Consider the following 22758-nt stretch of genomic DNA (forward strand, 5'->3'; position numbering starts at 1 on the left):
CCAGGCGGGGTGTGCAGCGGTCAGTTCTCGACGAGGTGGGCCAGCGGGACGGTCAGCCGCCGGGTGATGTCGGTGGGCCAGGGATAGGAACTGGCGACGATGCGCTGGTGGGCGAGGCCGTGCAGGCCCAGCCACAGGACGATCGCGTCGGTGGCCGGGTCGTCGCTGAGGGCGTCGCCCGAGGCGGCACACGCGGTGAGGCAGTCGGTGAGGACCCGCAGCGCTTCCGCGCCCTGGGGGCTCCCGTGGTCGCCGAACATGGCGCGGTAGCGCTGCGGATGGCGCCGGGCGTACTCGAGGTAGGTCCGGCAGACGGCGTGCAGCCGCTGCCGGGGCTCCTCGACGGCCGCCGCGGTGGCTCGGAGCCGGTCCGCCAGGTCGGCGAAACCGCACTGCGCGACGGCGAGCAGGATGCCCGGCCGGTCGGGGAAGTGGGCGTAGATCGAGGGGCGGCGCGATCCCGATCCGGCGGGCCACGGCTCGCAAGGTCACGGCCCGTTCGCCGCCGCCGGCGTCGAGCAGGTCGAGCGCGGCGGCCACGATCTGCTCGCGGAGCCGGCCGCCCTCCCCGCGGGGGTTGCGCGGCCGGCGCGGCGCGGTCACGGCCGGCGCCCTACGGGACGATGACGACTTTGCCGGCGACGGTGCGCGACTCGGCCAGCGCCAGCGCCGCACCGGCGTCGGCCAGCGGGTACTCCGCGGCGACCTGGGCGGTGAGGACGCCGTCGGCGAGCAGCCGCAGCACCTGGGTGAGGTCCTCGCGCAGCCGGTCCCGGAAGGTGCTCAGACGACGCTTGCCGGCCCAGAAGTTGTAGAAGCGCGCGCCCTTGCCGTTGGGCAGGTAGTTCCACAAAGCCAGCCGTGCGAACGACTTCAGCACCGGCAGCTGGGAGTTGCCGTCCTCGTCCTTGGTGGCCGCGGTGCCGTAGGACACCAGCGTCCCGCCGCGGCGCAGCAGCTTCCAGGAGTCCTTGAGCCCGGCGCCGCCGACGTGGTCGAACACCGCGTCCACGCCCTCCGGCGCGAGCTCCCGGATTCGCCGGTACATCTCCGGGTCGCGGTAGTCGACCGGGATCGCGCCCAGCTCGCGCACGGTGTCGTGGTGGCGGGGCGACGCCGTGCCGATCACCGTCATCCCGGCGTGGCGGGCCAGCTGCACGAGCGTCGACCCGACGCCGCCGTTGGCGCCGAGCACCACGATCGTCGCGCCGGCGGGCACCTTCGCGCTGCGGTACAGCATCTGCCAGGCCGTGACCCCGTTGACCACGACGGTTTCCGCCTCGGCCGCCGGCACGCCGTCCGGCACGGGCACCAGGTCCGCGGCGTCGAGCTGCAGGGAGCTGGCCCAGCCGCCGATCTTGGTGACCGCGGCGAACCGGCGCCCGACCAGCGAGCCGTCCACCCGCGGGCCGACGGCGGTGACCGTGCCGACCACGTCGTAGCCGGGCACGAAGGGGAACGGTGGCTGGTCGTAGTACTTGCCGCGGCGCATCTGCTGCTCGGCGAAGGACACGCCGGTCGCGTCCATTCGCAGGGTCACCCGGCCCGCGGTCGGCGCGGGGAGGTCGCGGGTGCGCACCTGCAGGCCGCTCGCCTCGACCTTGCCCGGCAGGACGACCTCGGTGACCTGGGTGGCAACGGTGCTGTTCATGGCTGACTCCGTATCCGCTCGCTTGTGGTTACGGACGTAAAGTTACACAAGTAAGTCTTACGGGCACAAGAGCTAACACCCATAAGTTTTCCGATGTAAGCTAACGCCATGACCGACGAGCCGACCGCCACATCCACCCGCACCCGCAACCGCCGAGGCGAGGGCGGCCGCCTTCGCGAGGAGATCGTGGCCGCGGCGGTCGACCTGCTCGACGAGATCGGGGACGAGAGCGCCATCACGCTGCGGTCCGTCGCACGCCGAGCCGGGATCGCCGCGCCGTCGATCTACCGCCACTTCCCCGACCAGCCCGCCATCATGCTGGCCGTGGTCCAGCGGGCGTTCGTCGAACTGGAGGCACAACTGCGGGCCGGCCTGGACGCCGCGGGCGACGACCCCCGAACGCGGCTGTTCGCCTGCTGCCACGCCTACCTGCGGTTCGCCGAGGAGCACCCCGAGCGGTACCGCTCCATGTTCGGCGGCCTCTGGATGCCCGCCCTGCACGACACCTCCGTGACCGAGAACGACGTGGCCACCCTCGGCGACGCGTGCACCCGGCTGCTCACCGAAACACTGGCCGACTGCGTCACGGCCGGCCAGTCCGCCGGCACCGACCTGCACGCCGATGCCGTCGCGCTGTGGCTGGGCCTGCACGGCCTCGCCCACCAGCGCGCGGTGACGGTCGCCTTCCCGTGGCCGCCGGACATCGCCGACCGGATCATCACCGCACTGGCCCACCTCGGCACCGGATGAGCGTCCGCCGAGCATCGTTCAGGCGACCTTGACGACGACCTTCCCCGCGGCATGGCCGTTCTCGACGGTGGCCAGGGCGGCCGGCGCGTCGGCCAACGGGTGGACCGCGGTGATCGCCGGTGCGAGAACTCCGTCCAGCGCCAGCCGGGCGGTGCGCTCCAGGTTCGCGCGGTCGAGGCGCCGCTCGACGAACCGGCCGCCGATCTCGGACACGGACTGATCGCCCACGGCGACGACGGTGCGGGGATCGCGCCCCAGCGAGGCGACCGCTCGCAGCGAGGCGCCGCCGACCAGGTCGACGATCCCGTCGAAGCCGTCCGGAACCAGCTCACGAGCCACGCCGAGGACGTCCTCGGCCGCGTAGTCGAGGAACCGCACGCCGGCGGCCTCGGCGTACGGGCGCTTGGCGGCACTGCCGGTGCCGAGCACCCGCAGGCCGCGCGCCGCGGCCAGCTGGGCGACGGCGAGGCCGACCCCGCCGCCGACGCCGTTGACCAGGATCGTGGCGCCGGCCGGGAGGCCGAGCTGGTCGAGCGCGTCGACCGCGGTCGTCCCGGCGATCGGCAGCGTCGCCGCCACGGTCGCGGACAGCCCCGCCGGGATGCGCGCGGTGTTCGGGGCCGACAGCACCGTCGTCTCGGCGTACGTGCCGCCGCCGGTGAGCGCGAACCCGAAGACCGCGTCCCCCACCTCGAGCCCGTCGACGCCTTCCCCCAGGGCGAGAACCGTGCCCGCGGCCTCCATCCCCAGCACGAGCGGGAACGGGCGCCCGCCGTCGAGCCCGGGGACCAGGCCCGCGCGCAGCAGGTGATCAAGCGGGTTCACGCCGGCGACGTCGACCCGCACCAGCACCTCACCGGAACCGGGCTCAGGATCGGGACGGTCGAAGAACTCCTGCACCTCCGGCCCGCCGTACCTGCCGAAACCCCATGCCTGTCCCATTTTTCACTGCCTTCCGACGACCGGCCCGGTGGCTCCGGGCCCTGCGGTCATCGTCACCGCTCACACCGGTGTCAAGGGCAACCGGCTGAGGCAGGGCTCACAGCGTCAGCCAGCTCCGCCCGGTGCCGGCTGTTGGCGTCGAGCAGGGCGTCGAGGGCGTCCCGGGACTCGACCAGGTGCGCGATCTCGGCGTCGATCCGGTCGCGCTCGCGCTTCATCGTGGCGAAGGCGAAGTCGACGACACCCGCGTCACCGGGCGTCTCCACGCACGGCAGCACGGTCGCGATCACCCGGCTGGACAGGCCGGCGTCGAACAGCTGCCGGATGAGGGACACGCGCTGGACCTCGGCGTCGGAATAGTGCCGCTGTCCGGCCGCGGAGCGAACGCTGGTCAGCAGGCCCTGCGCCTCGTAGTACCGCAGGGAACGCGCACTCACACCCGTGCGCCGGGACAGCTCGCCGATCCTCATCCCCCGAAGTTACGCCACCCGGACCGCGCACCCCGGCCGGTCAGCGGCGGATGCCGGCGACGAGCTCTTCCCAGTTCCGGTGCGCGATCCGCTCGCGGTCCGCCTCGCTCACCGGCGCCTGCTCCAGGAAGTGCCGCGCGGACCCGGCGCGCTCGCGGTTGAACGGGTGGTCGGACGCGTACATGATCCGCTCGGCCCCCACCGTCTCCAGGCTCCACCGCAGGTACTTGTGGCTGGAGATGCCGCCGGGGGTGATGAAGATGTTGGCACGGAAGTACTCCGCGATCGGCCGCCGCAGCTCGGTGAGCCGGTCCAGCGCCGCGACGCGATCGAGGTAGAACAACACCACCTCGCCCCAGTGCCCCAGGATGAGCCGGAGATCGGGGAACCGGTCGAAGACGCCGGCGAGGATCATCCGGAGCACGGTCAGCCCGGCGTCGTAGTGCCAGCCGAACGTGCCGGTGGCCAGCATGTCGTCCACCCGCGTGCCGAAACCGCGGTAGTAGGCCTCGGTGACGGCCGCGACCGGAACGCCCGGGTGCAGGTACACGGGAGCACGCAGGTCTTCGGCGGCCTCGTAGATGTCCCAGAACTCCGGCGCGTCCAGCGATCGGCCGCCGGAGTTCGCGTTGACCAGCGCGCCGTGGAAACCGAGCTCGCCGACCGCGCGCCGCAGTTCGTCCGCCGCGGCCGACGGTGCGGGCGTGGCCAGCGTCGCGAACCCCTCGAACCGGCCGGGGTGCCGGCGCACGGCGGCGGCGAGGAGGTCGTTCGTGGGCGCCTGCAGGGCGACCGCCTCCGCCGCGTCGAGGTTCTGCAGGCCCGGCGTCGTGAGGGACAGCACGGCTGTGTCGATCCCGGCGTCGTCCATGGCGGCGACGCGTCCGCCGCCGAGGTCCAGCAGCGCCGGAGTGACTTCGCTGGCCACGGCCCACTTCATCATCGGCTCGGCCAGGCCGGGGTCGCGCCGCCGCCACGCGTCGACCACGTCGTCGGTGACGAAGTGCTCTTCGAGCGCGTAGAGCTTCATCGGCGCTCAGCTCCGGACGGTCTTGAGCGCGCCGGCCCAGGACTCGAGCTGGTCGAAGAGGACGGTCGCGGCGGCGTCGTGCATCGCGGACGGCGTGAACGCCGAGAAGTTCTCGAAGTCGGAGAACAACGAGAACGACAGCTGCTGGCGCACGTGGGCCAGCTGCAGTTCGCTCGCGATCGCCCGCAGGTGCTCGATCGCCCGCGCCCCGCCGAGCGCGCCGTACGACACGAAGGCGGCGGCCTTGTTGTTCCACTCGGCGTAGAGGTAGTCGATGGCGTTCTTCAACACTCCCGAAGTGGAGTGGTTGTACTCCGGGGTGACGAAGACGTATCCGTCGTACTCGCCGATCTTGGCGGCCCAGGCCTTCGTGTGCTCGCCGGCGTACGCGCCCCGGCTGGCCGGCACGGCCTCGTCCAGGTGCGGCAGCGGGTAGTCGAGCAGGTCGATCAGCTCGTAGCCGGCGCGGGTGCGTTCCTTGGCCTTGGTCAGCACCCAGTCCGCCACCGCCGCGCCTTTGCGGCCGGGGCGGGTGCTGCCGAGGATGACGGCGAGCTTCAGGTCGCTCACGGGGAACCTCCGGAATCGGTTGACTTGAATCTTCAAGTCAACCTAGCCGCCTCGACTTGAAATTTCAAGTCAGTACACTCCTGCCATGCCTACCCGAGAAGGGTCCGAGCCGCGGTGGCTCACCGACGACCAGCTGGCGGCGTGGCGCGGGTTCATGAAGCTCCTCCAGAGGCTGCCCGCCGCGCTGGAGTCGCAGCTGCAAAAGGACTCGAAGCTCAGCTTCATCGAGTACTACGTGCTGGCGCACCTGTCCGACCAGCCCGGGCGTCGCCTGCGGATGAGCGAGCTAGCCGTCTTGGCCAACACGGAACTGTCCCGCCTGTCCCACCTGATCGGCAGGCTCGAGAAGCGCGGATTCACGTACCGCGAACCCGACCCGGCGAACGGCCGCTACACGCGAGCAGTCCTGACCGACGCGGGTCACGCCTACCTCGCGGAAGCGGCACCCGGACACGTCGCCCAGGTGCTGAGCTTGTTCATCGACGTTCTCACCCCCGACGACCTGCGAGCACTGCACCGGATCTCCCAGGCAGTACTCACCCGCATCGACGACGAACCACCGCCTGTCCCGCATCGACCGGGTCAGCGGACCCGGCGGCCGGTCTCCGCGCAGGAGTAGCCGCCGAGTTTCTCCACCTCGGTCAGGAAATCCGCGTTCTCCAGCAGTGTCCACAGTGGGCGGAGCTGGGCGCTGTCGAGGTCGCAGGTGCGGAGCACGAGGTCATACGGTTCCTGCGCGACCGGGACGAAGTCCAGCCCGAACGCCCGCGCCGCGGCGAGGATGCCCAGGCCGGTGTCCGCGCGACCCGCCGCGATCGCCGCCGCCACCGCGAGGTGGGTGTGTTCCTCCCGGGCGTAGCCGGGCACCTCGGCCGGGTCGATGCCGCGCCGGGTCAGCTCGTGGTCGAGCAGGACGCGGGTGCCCGCGCCTCGCTGGCGGTTCACGTAGCGCAGCCCCGGCCGGGTGAGGTCGCCGATGCCGGACAACCCGAGCGGGTTGCCCGCGGCGACGAGGAGGCCCTGGTCGCGGTGGACGAGCCGGATTACCGCGACGTCGGCGTCCGGACCGAACAACTTGTCCACATAGGACAGCGTGTACTCGCCCGTCGCCGGGTCGAGGAGGTGGGAGCCGGCGATGTGGCACAGGCCGTCGCGCAGTGCGACGAGCCCGCCGAGCGAGCCGACGTTCGACGACGCCAGCGTGATCAGCGGGTCGGTGGCGCGCAACGCGGACGCGGCCAGGTCGAGGACCAGGTCGTGCGAGCCGATCGCGACGATCGTGCGGCCGATGTCGGCGAGCCCGCGCAGCAGCTCGACGCGGACCTCTTCACCGGCGTGGTGACCTTCGAGCCCGGCCGGGACGACGAGCAGCCCGTCGGCGCGGACCAGGGAGGTCAGCACTCCCGCGCCGCGCGGCAGTGGCGTGGCGACGACCTGGTCGTGCACGCGGCCGAGCCGGACGCGGACCCAGTCGTCCGTGCCGAGCGCGGACGGCAGCTTGCGCGCGAGCCGCGCGGTCGCCGACGGCCGCTCGCGAGGGGCCGCTCCTTCGAGTTCGGCCAACAGCGGCGCGGCGAAGATGTCGAAGGTCAGCGCGGCCGACACGGGATAGCCCGGGACTCCGACGATCGGAGTAGCGCCGACAGTGCCCAGAACGACGGGATGTCCCGGCCGCACGGCGACGCCGTGGACGGCGAGCGAGCCCGTCTCGGCGACGACCCGCGCGGTGTAGTCGTCGCGGCCCGCGCTGGAGCCCGCGATGAGCAGGACGAGGTCGGCGTCGGCGGCCGCGGTGCGCACCATGGCGGCGATCGCGGCCGGGTCGTCGGGGACGATCTCGGTGACACGGGCCTCGCACCCGGCTTCACGGGCCTGCGCGGCGAGCATGAGCGAGTTCGTGTCGAGGATGTCCCCCGGCGCCAGCTCGGCACCGATCGGCCGGATCTCGTCGCCCGTCGGCACGATCACGACCACCGGCGCCCGGCGAACCGCCAGTGTGGTGGCACCCGCCGCGGCGCACGCGGCGACGTCGACCGGCCGCAGCCGGTGCCCCTGGGGCAGCAGCAGCTCGGCGGCGCTGATGTCCTCGCCGATCGAGCGGACGTGCTGGTACGGCGGCACCCCCGCGCGCAGCTCGGCCGCCCCGTCGGCGGTGTGGTGCACGTGCTCGCGCATGACGACCGCGTCGTAGCCGGGCGGGAGCGGGTCACCGGTGTCGACGACCTCGAACTCACCGAGAGCCAGCAGGACCGGCGTGGTCTCGGCCGCCCCGACCGTGTCGGCCGCCCGCACCGCGATGCCGTCCATGCCGGCGGAGTCGAACGCCGGCGACGACCGCGTCGCCCAGACCGGCTCGGCCGTCACCCGCCCGACCGCGTCGCCGACCGGCACCCGCACCGCCTCGACCCGCACCGGACACCCGGCAAATGCCCGGGCCTCCCGCCACGCGGCAAGGGCCTGCTCCGCGGGGACGTCGGAGACGAACGGGCTCTCGGCCGTCATCGGTACAACACCACCTCGACGTCCGCACCGGCGTCCAGGCCGGTCGCGGGCTCCGGGATCACGACGTAACCGTCGGCCCGCACCAGCACCGACAGCAGCGCCGACGGACCGAACAGCGGCTCGGCGACGCCGTCGCGCACCGTGACCTGCACGATGTCCAAACGTCCCGTAGCGGACGCGAGATTGCGAGACAACCTGGCCCGTGTCGTGGGCGGCGGGGGCGGCGACTCGCACCCGGCCAGCCGCCACAGCAGCGGAACGCCGAGCTGGCCGAACACCACCAGCGCGGACAGCGGGTTGCCGGGCAGGCCGACGAGCGGGATGCCGCCGCAGTCGGCGAGCAGGGTGGGTTTGCCGGGCTTGATGGCGAGTCCGTGGCACCAGACCTCACCGATCGCGGCGACCGCGCCGGCCGTCTCGTCTCGGGCCCCGACCGACGACCCGGCCGACACGACGACGAGATCGGCGTCCGGCAGGACTTCCGTCAGCCGGTTCTTCAGCGCGCCAGGTTCGTCGCTCACGATGCCCGCCAAGACCGGCTCGCCCCCGGCATCGGCGACCAGCCCGGCGAGCGCGGACGCTGTGGCGTCGCGAACCTGACCGGCCCGCAGCTCCGCCGTGTCGGGAGGTACCACCTCATCCCCGGTGGAGATGATCGCGACGCGCGGCCGGGCGTGCACCGCGACGGTGGTGACTCCGGCGGCGGCGAGCAGGCCGAGATCCGGGGCCCGCAGTGGCCGCCCAGCCGGGACCAGCGCGGCACCGGCCACGACGTCCTCGTCGGCCCGCACCATGCCACCACCGGGCGCGACGGGACGGGTGATCTCGACGGTGCCGGGCATCGTCTCCGCGGTGTACTCGACCATCACGACCGCGTCCGCGCCGTCGGGCAGCACCCCGCCCGTGGGCATCGCGACGCAACCACCGGCCCGGACCGCGACCGTCGGCGCCGCGCCCATCGTCACCGCGCCGAGCAGGTCGAGGTAGCTCGGCAGTCCTTCGGACGCGCCGTAGGTGTCGGCGGCCCGCACAGCATAACCGTCCACAGTGGATCGAGAGAACCCCGGAAGCGCCACCGGAGCAACCACTTCACCGGCCGGCACCCGGTGCAGCGCGGCATCCAGGGGGACGTCCTCGATCGGTGTGCGGTGCGCCGGGCGGAACCCGGCGAGGGCCTCGGCGACGGTGCGCGCCGTGAAGAACTCCCGCCCGCTCACCGGTCCGGCTGCCCCTCCGGGCCGCCCGGCCGCGGCTGCTCGCGGGCCGCGGCGCCGCCCTTGTCCAGGCCCAGCACCGACACCACCGGCCCCAGCGCGACCTGCCCGAGCCCGCAGATGGACGTCTTGCGCATCGCCTCTTCCAGCTGCAGGATCCGCGCTCGCTGCGTCTCGTCCAATGTGGACGAACCGGAGTCGAGGACGCCGCTGAGCAGCGTGTGTGCCTTGGTGGAACCGACCCGGCACGGCACGCACTTGCCGCAGGACTCGTTGCGGAAGAACCGCAGGACGTTCGTCGACGCGGCCAGCAGGTCGGTGCCTTCCGCCAGCACCACCAGGGCGCCGGAGCCGAGCATCGTGCCGGCTTCGGCCAGCGTGCCGAAGTCCAGGGCGAGGTCCAGCTGGTCCGGGCCGATGAAGTTGGACGACGCCCCGCCCGGCTGCACCGCTTCGACGGCCGCGCCGCCGAGGACTCCCCCGGCCTGGTCGATCAGCTCCCGGACGGTGGTCCCCATCGGCACGCAGTAGACCCCGGGGTGCTCGACGTGGCCCGAGACGGCGAAGAACTTCCAGCCGACCGAGTCGCCCTTGCCCTGCTCGCCCCACCAGTCGGCGCCGCGCTGCAGGATCACCGGGACGTCGGCGAACGTCTCGACCGAGTTGATCAGCGTCGGACGCCCGTGCAAGCCGTAGCCGCCGGGGAAGGGCGGCTTGTTGCGCGGCTCCCCGCGGTGGCCCTCCATGCATTCCAGCAGCGCGGTCTCTTCGCCGAGGATGTAGCCGCCCGGCGAGACGAACACGTCCAGCTCGAGGCGACGGCCGCTCCCGCAGGCGTCGGGCCCGATGACGCCGGCCTCGCGCAGCGCGTCGATTTCCGCGCGCAGCACGCGCTCTTCCGGGCCGTATTCGTGCCGGATGAACACCCAGCCCAGCTCGGCGCCGATCACCGCCATGCCCAGCAGCAGCCCTTCCAGCACCAGGTGCGGCTGGTCGGCGAGGATCTGCCGGTCCTTGAACGTGCCGGGCTCGGACTCGTCGGCGTTGCAGATCGCGTACTTGAGGTCGCCTTCGGCGCCGGCGACCAGGCCCCACTTGCGGCCGGTCGGGAACCCGGCCCCGCCCATCCCGCGCAGCCCGGACGCCTCCAGCGTCGCGACGACGTCCTCCGCGGCGAGGTCGCCGGCCAGCAGCGCGCGCAGGCTGGCGTAGCGCTCGGCTCCGGCCGGGTACGGGTCGTTCGGCCACGGCTCGGTCCGGCTCGCGGCTTCCGCCTCCCCCGTGCCGGTGTCCCGCGCGGCGGTCACGAGCGCGTCGACGTCGGCGACCGGGGCCGGGCGCTCGTTGACGGCGGCCGCGGGGGCGACGTCGCAACGGCCCAGGCAGGACACCTCGACCAGCTCGACGTCGGTGTCTTCGCCGTAGCGCTCGCGCAGCTCGGCGATGCGGTCGTCGGCCGAGCGCAGCCAGCACGAGAGGTCGTGGCAGACGTGCAGCGACACCTTCGCCGGCGGGGTGGTGCGGAAGTGCGGATAGAACGAGATCAGGCCCTCGATCTCGTACCGCGGCCGCCGCGTTTCGCGCGCCAGCTGCTCCAGTTCCTCCCGCGGCAGCCAGCCGAGGCGGGCCTGGATGGCGTTCAGCTCCGGGATCAGCGACGGTCCGGGGAACTTCCCGGCCCGCGCTTCGACTCCGGGGACGCGGTTCGCGCTCAGGGTCATTCCGCGACTCCTGCCGCCGCGCCCAGCGCTTCCACCTGGATCGCGCAGAACTTGAACTCCGGGATCTTGCCGTACGGGTCGATCGCGTCGATCGTCAGCAGGTTCGCCGCCGCCTCCCGGAAGTGGAACGGGATGAAGCAGTTGCCCAGCTGCTCTCGGTGCGAGATGCGCACCTGCAGCTCGATCTCACCGCGGCGCGACCGGACGCGGACCCGTTCGCCGTGGGCGAGCCCGCGGTCGGCGGCGTCCTTGGGGTGCATGTACACCTCGGCGATCGGCGAGATCGTGTCCAGCGCGAACGACCGGCGGGTCATCGACCCGGTGTGCCAGTGCTCCAGCAGGCGGCCGGTGTTGAGCACCAGCGGGTACTCGGCGTCCGGGAGTTCCTTTGCCGGGAGCCACTGCGCCGGGACGAGGTGCGCGAGGCCGTCGTCGGTGTTGAACCGCTCGTCGAAGAGCACCACCGTGCCGTCCGAGTGCTCGGGATCGGCGTTGGGGTAAAGCTTTCCGGACAGGCCGAGGTTGTCGTGGCGCAGGTTCGCGTACGACGGCATGAGCGCGACCATCTCGTCGAAGACCTCGCTGGGGTCGGTGTAGGACCAGTCGAGGCCGATGCGCCGGGCGAGGTCCTGGATGATTTCCCAGTCCACCCGGGCCTGGCCGGGCGGGTCCATCACCTTGCGGCCGAGCTGGACCCGGCGGTCGGTGTTGGTGTAGCTGCCGTTCTTCTCCAGGTACGACGACGCGGGCAGGATCACGTCGGCGAACTCCGCGGTCTCGGTGAGGAAGATGTCCTGCACCACCAGGAAATCGAGCGCCGACAACGCTTTTCTGACCTTGTTGATGTTCGGGTCGGACAGGAACGGGTTCTCCCCGAGCATGTACATCCCGCGGACCCCGTCGGGCTTGAGGACCGAGCCGATGATCTCGGTGACCGTGAGGCCGCGGTTCGGGTCGAGGCTGGTGCCCCAGGCCTCCTCGAACCGCTCGCGGGCCTTTTCCACGCCCTGGTAGTCCGGGTAGAACATCGGGATCAGCCCGGCGTCGGACGCGCCCTGGACGTTGTTCTGCCCGCGCAGCGGATGCAGGCCGGTGCCGGGGCGGCCGACGTTGCCGGTGATCGAGCACAGCGCGATCAGGCAGCGGGCGTTGTCGGTACCGGTGGTGTGCTGGGAAATGCCCATCCCCCAGTAGATGACCGCCGAACCCGCTTCGCCCCAGACGCGGGCGACTTCGCGGATGAGGTCGGCGTCCACGCCGGTGATCTGGGCGGCCCGCTCGGGCGGGTAGTCCGCGACGGTGCGGGCCAGCTCGTCGTAGTTGGAGACGCGGGCGGCGATGAACTCGCGGTCGATCTTGCCGAGGCGGATCACCTCGTGCATGAGCGCGTTGTAGAACGCGACGTCGGTGCCGGGTTTCACCTGGCAGTGGTAGTCGGCGTGCTCGGACACCGTGCTGGCGCGCGGGTCGACGTAGACGATCTTCGTGCCGCGCCGGCGGGCCTGCTTGAAGAACGAGCTGGCGACGGGGTGGTTCGCCGTCGGGTTCGAGCCGGTGATGATCACGACGTCGGCGTTGACGACGTCGCTGTAGGTGGTCGACACGGCGCCGGAGCCGACGCCCTCGAACAGCGCGGCGACGGAGGACGCGTGGCACAGCCGGGTGCAGTGGTCGACGTTGTTGGTGCCGAAGCCGGCGCGGATCAGCTTCTGGAAGAGGTAGGCCTCCTCGTTGGAGCACTTCGCCGAGCCGAACCCGGCGATCGCGCCCGGCCCGCCGGCCGCGTGGATCTCCTTCAGGCGGCGGGCGACGAGGCTCAAGGCCTCTTCCCAGGTGGCCTCGCGGAAGTGCGGCAGGACCTCGTCGTAGTCGACGAGGCCGCCCGGCTTGCGCCGCCCGTCGCGGCCCCGCTTGCCGCCGCTGCGGTTCCCGCCGCCTCCCCCGCGTCCGCGGTCGTGGTCGTTGTCACCGCGCACATCCGCCGACAGCGGCCCCTTCGGGTACGACGAGTCGACGCGGATGAGCGGCACGGTGAGCCGCTGCGGCGAAGCGGCGTAATCCCAGCCGTAGCGGCCTTTCACGCACAGCCGGCTCTTCGAACCGGGCTGGTCGCGACCTTCGGCGAAGGCGATCGCGTCCCGTTCGCGGTCGACGTAGTAGGTCAGCGCGCAGCCGACACCGCAGTACGGGCAGACGCTGTCGACCGCGTCGAGCTGCTCGCGCGGGCGGATCGGGATGTTGTTGATCGCCTTGTTGGTCAGCGCGCCGGTCGGGCAGGCCTGGACGCATTCGCCGCAGGTGACGCACGAGCTGGCGCCCATCGGGTCGTTGAGGTCGAACGCGATGGTCGTCGAGTAGCCCTTGCCGGAGCGGCCGATCACGTCGTTGCCCTGGATGTCGTCGCAGGCGCGGACGCAGCGGTCGCAGAGGATGCAGGCGTCGTGGTTCACCTCGATGACGGGGTTCGACGCGTCGTGGCCGCGTCCCGATCCACACGGCAGGTCGGTGGTCTCGCGGGCGACGTCGAACCGGTCGGCGAGGTCCAGGAGCAGGTTGTCGCCGGTGGTGGTCTGCTTGGGGTCTTCGGCTCGAGGCGGCTGGTCGGACAGCAGCAGCTCGGTCAGCGTCGCGCGGTTGCGCTCCAGCTCCGGCGTCGCCGTCTTGACTTCCATGCCGTCTTCGCACGGGCGCACGCAGGCCGCGGCGAACACGCGGCCGCCGGTGTCGACCACGCACATCCGGCAGACGCCGACCGGGTCGTAGCGCTCGTCGTGGCACAGCACCGGGATGTCGATGCCGGCCTGCTTGGCCGCGGTGAAGATGGTCGTGCCCTCGGGCACGGTCACCGACCGGCCGTCGATCGAGGCCGTGACGGTCCGGACGGACGTGCGGGACTCTTCGACAGCTGTCATCGTCGACCTCCGTCAGCAACGGTATACCGTCTACAATACATCGATCAGCAGATCCGCCAGGTCTTGATGGACCACCCGCCCGGACGGATCGAGGCCGCGAGCGGCGTAGTAGCCCGCGATCATCGTGTTCAGCCGCTCGGCGGTCAATGTCGCCTGACGTCCCGAGCTCAGCTCCAACGGCGTCTCGAGCATCCGCGGCGGCAGCGTGTCGTCGGCGGCTGTGGCGCCTTCGCGCAGGTTGAAGGCGCGTTTGGCCCGCACGATCCGGCGGGCGGCGGTGTGCAGTTCCTCGGCGTCGATGTCCCAGCCCGTGACCGAGGCGAGGAGCGCGGCCCAGTCGGTGAACGGGTCGGTGAAGACGCCGCGCAGGAACTTGCACAGGATCATCGAGTCCATCACCGCGGCGCGGTCTTCGGTACCGATCGCGGCGGCCACGTGCGCGGCCCCGCCGTCCAGCCGGTCCAGCTCGCCGGACAGGTCGGCTTCGTAGGCGCCGGAGCGGTTGTGGTCGGCGCCGCGGGCGTTGACCGCGAGGCCGAGCGCCATCGACTGCAGCGTGCGCGGCTCGTAGCCGGGCAGCTCAAGGCCCTTGACCTGCGGAGCGAAGTCGATCGACCCCTGCCCGACGACCGAGGCCGCGCGTCGCGACCCTTGCGCGAGCAGCTCCCCGAGACCCGGCGTGCGGGCGCCGATGGCGTCCAACGCGCGCAAGAGCGCCGCGCCGTCGCCGAAGCGCAGCCAGGGAGCGTCGATGAGGCCGCGCTCGGCGCACTCCATCGCCCAGGCGATCGTGCCACCGGCGGAGATGGTGTCCAGGCCGAGTTCGTCGCACTTGGCGCTGGCCGCGAACACGTCGTCCGGCTCCGAGACCCCGCACAGCGGGCCGAGCGCGAAGACGTTCTCGTACTCCATCCGCTGGCTGCCGCCGCCTTTGCGGGAGTAGATGTGCTCGCAGCCGATGGTGCAGGACGCGCAGCTGTTGCGTGCCACGGTCCGCATCTCGTGCAGTTCTTCCGCGGCGAGCCGGGGGGCGGCCTCGAACGTCGCGGCGGTGAAGTTGCGCGTCGGCAAGGTGCTGACAGCGTTGAACGCCAGCAGGTTCGCCAGCGTGCCGAGTTCGCGGTACTTCGCCGTGGCCGGACCGAAGCTGCGTTTGCGCAGGTCCCGAGCGGCGGCGAGGACCGCCGTTTGGTCGGCGACGGCCACCTTGGTCGCCGCGCGCACCAGCACGGCCTTGATGTTCTTGGCGCCGAGCACCGCGCCGAGCCCGCCGCGCCCGGCGTGGCGGCCGTCGTGGCTGACCGTCGCGTACCGGACGCCGCGCTCCCCCGCGGGTCCGATCGCCGCGGTGCGCCAGCCCCGGCCGCACTGGGCTCGGGCGGTCTTCTCGGCTTGGTCGGCGGACATGCCGGCGAGCTCCGGCGCGGGTTCGAGCCGCGCGCCGTCACCGTCGATCAGCAGCACGGACAGCTCGTCGGCGCGCCCGCGCAGCACGAGCGCGTCGTGCCCGGTGAGCTTGCCGGCGATGGCGAACTGGCTGGACGCGAGCGCGTCGGTGAGCAGGCCGGTCAACGGCGATTTCGCCACGACGGCGAACTTCGCGCTCGTCGTCAGCGGAGTCCCCACGAGCGAGGAGAACACGAAGGCGAGTGGCGCTTCCGGCGCGAGCGGGTCGACGCCGGGCGGGGCGAGGCGGTGCATCAGCCAGGTGCCGAGCCCGACCCCGCCGAGGTAGGCGCGCAGCACGCGGTCGTCGAGTTCGAGCGGGCTCGAGGTCGCGCCCCGTCCGCTGATCTCCACGATCAGCGCCCGACCGAAGAAGCCACCTGGCGCCATACAGTCGACTGTAGGCGCCTTGTCCGGCTGGGTCAGCCCCCAGCGTCGGCTGACAGGAACGCCACGGCGTCGCCGGCGACCAGCGGGAGCAGCGGATCCCGGGTCACCTGGTCACCGTTGAGCGCGGCCACGATGTGCCGATCCAGGGTGAGTTCAGCCGCCTCGGCGGCCGCTCCGAGCGTCGCCGCGGGGACCTGGCGGGGCCGATGGCCGTCACCGCGGGCCAGCGAGCCGAAGCATTCGATCGTGACCTCGGCCGGCGGTCTCGCGCGCGCGGCCGCGTAGTCCTCGGGGGTGTTGACGTTCACGACGGATTCGAGCGTCGGGTCGTCGCGCTTCAGGGCGCTGTCGTCGAGCAGCTGCTCCTCTTCGAGCCGCACGACGGTGCAGTGCTTGGCCAGCATGCCGGGCCGCAGGTCGCCCTCGCCGATCAGCTTCGTGATCAGCCCGGCCAGCTCGGTCCAGTAGGCCGCTGCGAGGGGTTGCCGGAACCCGCGGGCCACGGGCAGCAGCATGTCGGCGCCGGTGTCGGCCAGCCCGCGCAGCACGCGCCGGACGAACGCGGGGTGCAGGAACGGCATGTCCACCGAGCACGCGAACGCGACCGGCGCCTCATCGGCGACCGCGGCAAACCCTGCGGCAAGGCCCTGCATCGGCCCGAGCCCCTCCACCGGATCGGTCACGACACGCACGCCACGCGGAAGTGCGGGCAGCTCCTGACCAGGCGCGGCCACGACGACCACGGGGCCGTCGAGCGTCCGCGTCAGCAGGGCGGTGGTGCGGTAGAGCAGCGTCGAGCCGTGCCACTCCAGGTCGGCCTTCGCCTGCCCCATGCGAGTGGAGCGCCCACCCGCAAGAACAACACCGGCCGCGGTCTGCATGCCGACGATGCTATCCGCGCGCCGGCTGTTCCGTCGTCCGCCCGGCGGGAAGCACGACGCCAGTCCGGCGGCAGCTGCCGCTGGACTGGCGTGCATGTCCGCGGTCAGCCGCCGAGGTCGGTGATGACCGTCTTCGTCTCCATGTAGTTGTTGAACACCGCGCTGCCCATCTCGCGGCCCCAGCCGGATTCCTTGTAGCCGCCGAACGGGAGCGACGCGTCGAACACGTTCCACGTGTTGACCCAGACCGTGCCCGCGCGCATGCGCCGCGCCGTCCGGTACGCCTTGCCGATGTCCTTCGTGAACACGCCCGCGCCCAGGCCGTAGTTCGTGTTGTTGGCCGTCGGCATGATGTCGGCCTCCGCGCTGAACGGCGCCGCCGCGACGACCGGGCCGAAGATCTCCTCGCGCACCGCCGTCATGTCCTCGCGCGTCTCCGTCAGCACCGTCGGCGCCACGAAGTAGCCGCGGTCGCCGACCCGGTCGCCGCCGCTGATCGTCGCGCCGTCGTCGCGGCCGGACTTGATGTAGCCGGTCACCCGATCGAACTGCTCCTGCGACACCAGCGGACCCATCGTCGTCTCCGGGTCGAGGCCGTTGCCGACCTTGATCAGCTCGGCCTGCTCGCGGATGCCCGCGACGACCTCGTCGTACACCGAATCCTCGACGTACAACCGGGATCCGGCGACGCAGCACTCCCCCTGGTTGAAGAAGATCGCGTTCGCCGAGCCGGCGATGGCGGCGTCGAGGTCGGCGTCGGCGTACACGACGTTCGGCGACTTGCCGCCCAGCTCGAGCGTCACCTTCTTCAGGTTCCCGGACGCCGCCTTGACGATCTCTCGGCCGACCTCGGTCGAGCCGGTGAACGCGACCTTGTCGACGTCCCGGTGCGCCGCGAGCGCCGCCCCGGCCTCACCGAAGCCGGTGAGGATGTTCAGCACGCCCGGCGGCAGGCCGGCCTGCATGGCGAGCTCGCCCAGCAGCAGCGCCGACAACGGCGTCTGCTCCGCCGGCTTCAGGATCGTGGTGCAGCCGACGGCGAGCACCGGGCCCACCTTCCACGCGGCCATCAGCAGCGGGAAGTTCCACGGGATGATCTGCGCGCACACCCCGACCGGCTCCCGCAGCGTGAACCCGAGGTACCGGTTGGGGTCCAGGCCCGGCGTCGGGATCGTGGCGCCTTCGATCTTCGTGGCCCAGCCGGACATGTAGTGGAACAGGTCCGCGGCCAGCGGCACGTCCGCCGCCTTCGCCACGGCGTACGGCTTGCCGTTGTCGAGGGAGTCCAGCAGCGCGAAGTCGTCGAGGTGGTCCAGGATCAGGTCACCGAGCTTGTGGATGATCCGGCCCCGCTCGCCGTGCGTCATCCGGCGCCACGGCGCGCCGTCCTCGAAGGCCGCCCGCGCGGCCCGCACCGCCCGGTCGGCGTCCTCGGCTTCGCCGTGCGCGACGGAAGCGAGGACCTCCTCGGTGGCCGGATTGAGCGTTTCGAACGTCTTGCCCGACGCGGCGTCCACCCATTCGCCGTTGATCAGGAGCTTGCGGCTGAGCAGCTTGACGGTCTCGTCGACACGGTTGTCGTCCACGGCCAGAGTCATCAGTGACCTCCTCGTCACCTGGAGTCACATCCGCACATGCGGCGTGATTACCATCACAACACCGTGGATTCGGCATGTCTACCGTTCCTGCCGCCGCAGATTCGGATTCACCGAGGCGGGCGGGGCTCGTCAGCCGGGCAGGTACATCGACTGCACCGCCTGGTAGGCAGCCAGCCCTTCGGGCCCGAGCTCCCCTCCTGCGCGATGGTGGAGCGGTTGTCGACGTCGGCGAACACCGTCGGCTCGACGAACCAGCCCTGCGCCTGCCCGGCCGGGCAGCCGCCACCGGTGGTGAGCCGGGCGCCCTCCCCAGGCCCTTCGCGATGTACCCCTCGACTCGGTCGCGCTGGCGCGCGGAAGCCATTGGGCCGATCTGGATGGCGGGGTCGAGCGCGTCCCCGGCCGAGAGCCCGCCGGCGAAGGCCGTGAGGGTGTCGACGACCTCGTCGTAGCGGGACGCGGGCGCGAGGACCCGGGTGCCGAGGTAGCAGGTCTGCCCGTTGTTCATCAGGGTCGCGCCGAACAGGCTGTCCAGGTTCACGACGAGATCGGCGTCGTCCAGCACGATCGACGCGGACTTCCCACCCAGCTCGAGCGTGACGGGCCGCAGCAGCCGTCCGCACGTCTCGGCGATCTGCCGGCCGGCCGCCGTCGACCCGGTGAACGCGATCTTGTCCACGCCGGGGTGCGCGACGAGGTGGGCACCGGCTTCCCGGCCACCCTGGACGACGTTGAGCACGCCGGGCGGGAACCCGGCTTCGTCGACGGCTTCGGCGAACAGCTGCGCGTCGAGCACCGTCTCCGGGCTCGGCTTGAGGACCACCGTGCACCCCATCGCCAGCGCGGGCCCGACCTTGAACGCGGCCAGCGTCATCGGGAAGTTCCACGGGACGATGGCCCCGATCACGCCGACCGGCGCCCGCCGGACGCGGATCTTGCCGCCGAGCACGCCGTCGCGGACCTCGTCGAGCACCGCCGTGCGGATCAGGTTCGCGTAGTAGCGCAGCACCAGCTGCGGGAACGCGCCTTCGGCGCCGGTGGCGATGGTGATCGGCATGCCGTTCTGGCTGCTGACCCGCCGCGCCATCTCCTCGCCGCGCGCGTCCAGGGCCACCGCGAGGCGCTCGATGGCGTCCGCGCGGGCGACCGGCTCCCAGCCGCTCCAGCCGGCCGGGTCGTCGAACGCGGCCCTGGCCGCGGCGTCGATGTCTTCCTCGGTCCCTTCGGGGACCCGCCCGATCGGCTCTTCCGTGCTGGCGGAGACGACGTCGATGGTCTTGGCAGAGGCCGGCGCGACCCACCGGCCGCCGATGTACAGGGAGTCGTAGTGCAGGACCACTGTCCGTCTCCGTCCTTCAGCACGAGGCGCTTGGCTCCGCCATGTCCGGGCCCGGCGACCGGGCCCGGACTCGCGTCAGCGGACGCCGCCCGAGTACGAGTGGGCGCCGGCTCCGGCCAGCTTGCCGCCGTCGACGATCAGGTACTCGTCGCGGATCGGGGTGCCCGCCAGCCAGGACTCCAGGATCTCCCGGGTTCCCGCGGCGTACCGGGCCTGCGCCGACAGGGAGCTGCCCGAGATGTGCGGGGTCATGCCGTGGTGCGGCATCGTGCGCCACGGGTGGTCGGCCGGCGCGGGCTGCGGGAACCACACGTCGCCGGCGTAGCCCGCCAGCTGCCCGCTCTCCAGCGCGCGCACGATCGCGTCGCGGTCGGCGATCCGGGCCCGTGCCGTGTTGATCAGGTACGCGCCGCGCTTCATCGTGGCGATCAGCTCGTCGCCGAACAGGCCTTCGGTCTCCGGGTGCAGCGGCGCGTTGATCGTCACGACGTCGCACGCCGGCACCATGTCCGCCGCGCTCGGGTGGTACGTCAGGCCCAGCTCGGCCTCGACCTCGGCGGGCAGCCGGTACTTGTCGGTGTAGTGCAGGTGCACGCCGAACGGCGCGAGCCGCCGCAGCACCGCCGTGCCGATCCGCCCGGCCGCCACCGTGCCGACGTGCATGCCCTCGAGGTCGTAGGAGCGGGACACGCAGTCGGCGATGTTCCAGCCGCCGTCGAGCACGATCTGGTGGGCGGGCAGGTAGTTGCGCACCAGGGCGAGGATCGCCATCACGACGTGCTCGGCGACGCTGATGCTGTTGCTGTAGGTCACTTCGGCGACCGTGACGCCGTGCTCGATCGCGGCGTCGAGGTCGACGTGGTCGGAACCGATGCCGGCGGTGATCGCGAGCTTGAGGTTCTTCGCCCGGGCGATCCGCTCGGCGGTGAGGTAGGCGGGCCAGAACGGCTGGGAGATCACGACGTCGGCGTCGTCGAGCTCGCGGTCGAAGACCGAGCCCGGGTCGTCCTTGTCGGAGGTGACGACCAGGGTGTGCCCGGCCGCTTCGAGGAACTCGCGCAGGCCCAGCTCGCCGGACACGCTGCCGAGCAGCTCACCCGGGGTGAAGCCGAGGGCGGCCGGCGAGGGCAGCGTCTGACCGCCGGGGTAGCCGTCGAGCCGGGGAAGATCGTCGCGTGCGTAGCCGGTCGGCTGGCCGCCGGCCGGGTCGTCGTACAGCACGCACAGCACCTTTGCCATGTCGGACTCCCGGGATTCGTTGTCCTGGAACGGATATCCCGACTCTCGTCCGCCGGCGGCGCCCGCGTCAAAGCGAAAGTTCCTATCCCGACATAGCCCGTGCCTATGCGTGCTCGCGCAGGATCCGATCGAGCTCCCCGCGGACGTCGACCTCGGCCGCGAGGTCCAGCAGCGCCCGGGCCAGGATCGGCTCCGGATCGTGGTCGGCGGTCACCAGGCCGATCTGCGGCGCGGGCGCGGTGGTCTCCAGCGGGACCACCCGCATGCCTTCCGGGGTGCGGAACATGTGCAGCCACGCGTGCGCGATCACGCTCGACCACCGGTGCGTCGCCACGTGCGCGTACAACGCCGACACCGTGTCCGTCTCGATCATCGGCACCACGGTCGCGCCCGCAGCCGCGAACAGCCGGTCCAGCACGCGGCGGTTGCGCATCCGCGGCGTCAGCAGGCACAACGGCAACGCCGCCACCTCGGCCCAGCCCACCGACTCCCGCTCCGCCAGCCGGCCGTCGTCCGGGGTCAGCAGGAGGTAGCGCTCTTCGTAGAGCGGCCGCACCCGGACGGCGCCGAGCTCGTCATCGTCCACATAGGTCATCGCGATGTCCAGCTCGAACTCCGCCAGCCGTCGCGTGATCTCCCGTGAGGACAACGACTCCAGCGAGATCCGCACCCGCGGGTGGCGCTCGCAGAACGGCGCGGTCAGCAACGACGCGGCGGTCAGCGCGGTCGGGATCGCCCCGATCCGCAGCACGCCGGTCAGGCTTTCGCGCATGATCGACAGGTCCTGCCGCAGGGCGTCGCACTCGGCGAGGATCCGGTGCGCCCACTGCAGCACCCGCTCCCCCTCCGGCGTGAACCCGGAGAACCGCCGCGCCCGCAGCACGATCGACACGCCCAGCTCCTGCTCGAGCTTCCGGATACCGGCGGAGAGGGACGGCTGGGAGACGTGACAGGCGGCAGCGGCCCGCGCGAAGTGCCGCTCCTTGGCCAGCGCGACGAGGTACTCCAGCTGACGCAACAGCATGCTTCAGTATGACCGAGCCACGCCCCGGCGCGGGCCCGGTCAGCCGATTCCCAGCGTCACCACACCGGAGACGTACCGGCCGCCCTTCACGTCCCCGTCCGGCACCAGCCGCGGCCGGGCGAGCGCCACCCCGTCCTCCGCGGTGGACAGCAGCAGCGGCCGCCCGCCGACGTAGTCCTCGGCGAGCGTGACCGCGGCGCCGTACCCGTCCGCGCCGACCGCCACGACCGGAGTCCCGGGCAGCGGCAGCACCCCGGCGGCGAGCAGGACCGAGCTCAGCGCGGGGCCGGTTTCGACATGGGTCTGCGGCGTCGTACCGGCTTGGAACGTCACGTGCACGGTCCGGGCCGGGAGGCGGGCCAACAGCCACCCGGGCAAGGTGACGGCGCGATGCGCGGTGACGATCCGGACGGCGCCCTCCGGCACGTCCTGGACACCCGCGGTCGAGACCGTGACATCGACGGCGCGGACGTCCCCAACGCTGCGGCTCCGATCACGATCACCGGGCACGACGAGGCCGATCCCCCGAGGTCCGGGCACGAGGACAGCGGGATGGTTCCCGAACCCCGGATCCAGCTCACCCAGAGCGAACGTCACCCGGCCGTGAGCGCCGGTCACCCGCACGAGCACCCGCAGCGCAGTGTTCTTGCCAGGCGGGACCACCGGCACGGCCCGCACGACCACGTCGTAGAGGCTGGTCCCGGTGACCACGGCGGGCGCGCCGGGCCGCGGGTTGGCGACCGGATAGGTCGCTTGGCCAAGCGCGACCAGCTCGGCGGCCGTGTAGCGGGCGGGGTTCACCACCTCGCCACCGACCCCCACGGTGCGCACGGGTGCGGCAGTGGCCGTGCCGCCGGGAAGCACGAGCGCGATCGCCAGGCTGATCCCCGCGGCGAGTCGGTGCAGTCTCATGACGGCACGCTACCGTTCACGGGCACTCCGCAGAAGCGGCTTCAGGACTCTAGCCGGTTCGCATCAGCGGCGAAGTACTCGGAATCGTGCAGCATCACAGTGAGCACGGGGCCGTGCCGGTCCAGGCTCGCCGTTGGACTTCGCGTCCCGCTACGGCGTTCGTGTGA

At 72.0% G+C, this 22758-nt stretch carries 18 protein-coding genes and 1 pseudogene; 2 read left to right on the forward strand and 17 right to left on the reverse strand.

The features are described from left to right. Positions 1-20 precede the first annotated feature (20 nt). Both QSK39_RS20155 and QSK39_RS20160 read right to left on the reverse strand, forming a co-directional pair. Positions 21-443 (reverse strand): TetR-like C-terminal domain-containing protein, encoded by a 423-nt coding sequence (locus tag QSK39_RS20155; protein ID WP_353051069.1) that lies wholly within the window; start codon positions 441-443, stop codon positions 21-23. A gap of 170 nt (positions 444-613) precedes the next feature. Beyond that, positions 614-1651, reverse strand: coding sequence for a medium chain dehydrogenase/reductase family protein (locus QSK39_RS20160; protein ID WP_285479302.1), 1038 nt, complete (start codon positions 1649-1651; stop codon positions 614-616). 108 nt (positions 1652-1759) lie between these two features. Between QSK39_RS20160 and QSK39_RS20165 the strand changes: the two genes are divergently transcribed. Next, complete coding sequence (locus QSK39_RS20165; RefSeq protein WP_285479303.1) at positions 1760-2401, forward strand: TetR/AcrR family transcriptional regulator; 642 nt, start codon at positions 1760-1762, stop codon at positions 2399-2401. Positions 2402-2419: 18 nt separating this feature from the next. Here QSK39_RS20165 and QSK39_RS20170 read toward each other — a convergent pair whose 3' ends face one another. The 4 genes from QSK39_RS20170 to QSK39_RS20185 form a co-directional block, all read right to left on the reverse strand. Further along, positions 2420-3343 carry an NADP-dependent oxidoreductase gene (locus QSK39_RS20170; protein ID WP_285479304.1) on the reverse strand — a complete coding sequence of 308 codons (924 nt, stop codon included), beginning with the start codon at positions 3341-3343 and terminating at the stop codon, positions 2420-2422. A gap of 71 nt (positions 3344-3414) precedes the next feature. Continuing rightward, positions 3415-3813 (reverse strand): MerR family transcriptional regulator, encoded by a 399-nt coding sequence (locus QSK39_RS20175; RefSeq protein WP_285479305.1) that lies wholly within the window; start codon positions 3811-3813, stop codon positions 3415-3417. 40 nt (positions 3814-3853) lie between these two features. Beyond that, positions 3854-4843 carry an amidohydrolase family protein gene (locus QSK39_RS20180; RefSeq protein ID WP_285479306.1) on the reverse strand — a complete coding sequence of 330 codons (990 nt, stop codon included), beginning with the start codon at positions 4841-4843 and terminating at the stop codon, positions 3854-3856. 6 nt (positions 4844-4849) lie between these two features. Then, a complete protein-coding gene (locus tag QSK39_RS20185; RefSeq protein WP_285479307.1) occupies positions 4850-5413 on the reverse strand; it encodes an NADPH-dependent FMN reductase in 564 nt (187 codons plus the stop codon). An 85-nt stretch (positions 5414-5498) separates the two neighbouring features. Here QSK39_RS20185 and QSK39_RS20190 point away from each other — a divergent pair, with 85 nt between their 5' ends. After that, entirely contained in the window at positions 5499-6032 is a 534-nt protein-coding gene (locus QSK39_RS20190; protein ID WP_285479308.1) for a MarR family winged helix-turn-helix transcriptional regulator, read from the forward strand. Here QSK39_RS20190 and QSK39_RS20195 read toward each other — a convergent pair. The 11 genes and pseudogenes from QSK39_RS20195 to QSK39_RS20250 form a co-directional block, all read right to left on the reverse strand. Then, positions 5996-7915, reverse strand: a complete 1920-nt coding sequence (locus tag QSK39_RS20195; protein ID WP_285479309.1) for a molybdopterin biosynthesis protein — start codon at positions 7913-7915, stop codon at positions 5996-5998. The genes QSK39_RS20190 and QSK39_RS20195 overlap by 37 nt on opposite strands. After that, positions 7912-9132, reverse strand: a complete 1221-nt coding sequence (locus QSK39_RS20200; protein ID WP_285479310.1) for a molybdenum cofactor synthesis domain-containing protein — start codon at positions 9130-9132, stop codon at positions 7912-7914. Before QSK39_RS20200 ends, QSK39_RS20195 begins: the two co-directional genes overlap by 4 nt. Beyond that, a complete protein-coding gene (locus QSK39_RS20205) occupies positions 9129-10850 on the reverse strand; it encodes an NAD(P)H-dependent oxidoreductase subunit E (RefSeq protein ID WP_285479311.1) in 1722 nt (573 codons plus the stop codon). The genes QSK39_RS20200 and QSK39_RS20205 overlap by 4 nt, the downstream gene beginning before the upstream one ends. Beyond that, positions 10847-13762, reverse strand: coding sequence for a formate dehydrogenase subunit alpha (gene fdhF, locus QSK39_RS20210; RefSeq protein ID WP_285479312.1), 2916 nt, complete (start codon positions 13760-13762; stop codon positions 10847-10849). The genes QSK39_RS20205 and fdhF overlap by 4 nt, the downstream gene beginning before the upstream one ends. Before the next feature lie 30 nt (positions 13763-13792). Beyond that, positions 13793-15598, reverse strand: a complete 1806-nt coding sequence (locus tag QSK39_RS20215; protein ID WP_285479313.1) for an aldehyde ferredoxin oxidoreductase family protein — start codon at positions 15596-15598, stop codon at positions 13793-13795. A gap of 32 nt (positions 15599-15630) precedes the next feature. Continuing rightward, a complete protein-coding gene (gene mobA / locus QSK39_RS20220) occupies positions 15631-16479 on the reverse strand; it encodes a molybdenum cofactor guanylyltransferase (RefSeq protein ID WP_285479314.1) in 849 nt (282 codons plus the stop codon). Positions 16480-16583: 104 nt separating this feature from the next. Further along, entirely contained in the window at positions 16584-18077 is a 1494-nt protein-coding gene (locus tag QSK39_RS20225; RefSeq protein WP_285479315.1) for an aldehyde dehydrogenase family protein, read from the reverse strand. 107 nt (positions 18078-18184) lie between these two features. Then, positions 18185-19416, reverse strand: a pseudogene (locus tag QSK39_RS20235) (aldehyde dehydrogenase family protein). Positions 19417-19491: 75 nt separating this feature from the next. Beyond that, positions 19492-20655, reverse strand: coding sequence for an NAD-dependent formate dehydrogenase (locus QSK39_RS20240; RefSeq protein WP_285479316.1), 1164 nt, complete (start codon positions 20653-20655; stop codon positions 19492-19494). Positions 20656-20758: 103 nt separating this feature from the next. Beyond that, entirely contained in the window at positions 20759-21679 is a 921-nt protein-coding gene (locus QSK39_RS20245) for a LysR family transcriptional regulator (protein ID WP_285479317.1), read from the reverse strand. 39 nt (positions 21680-21718) lie between these two features. Further along, positions 21719-22591 carry a hypothetical protein gene (locus tag QSK39_RS20250; RefSeq protein ID WP_285479318.1) on the reverse strand — a complete coding sequence of 291 codons (873 nt, stop codon included), beginning with the start codon at positions 22589-22591 and terminating at the stop codon, positions 21719-21721. Between the last annotated feature and the right edge of the window lie 167 nt (positions 22592-22758).

This window comes from Amycolatopsis sp. NBRC 101858, from assembly GCF_030269325.1.
Classification (GTDB): Bacteria; Actinomycetota; Actinomycetes; order Mycobacteriales; family Pseudonocardiaceae; genus Amycolatopsis; species Amycolatopsis ponsaeliensis.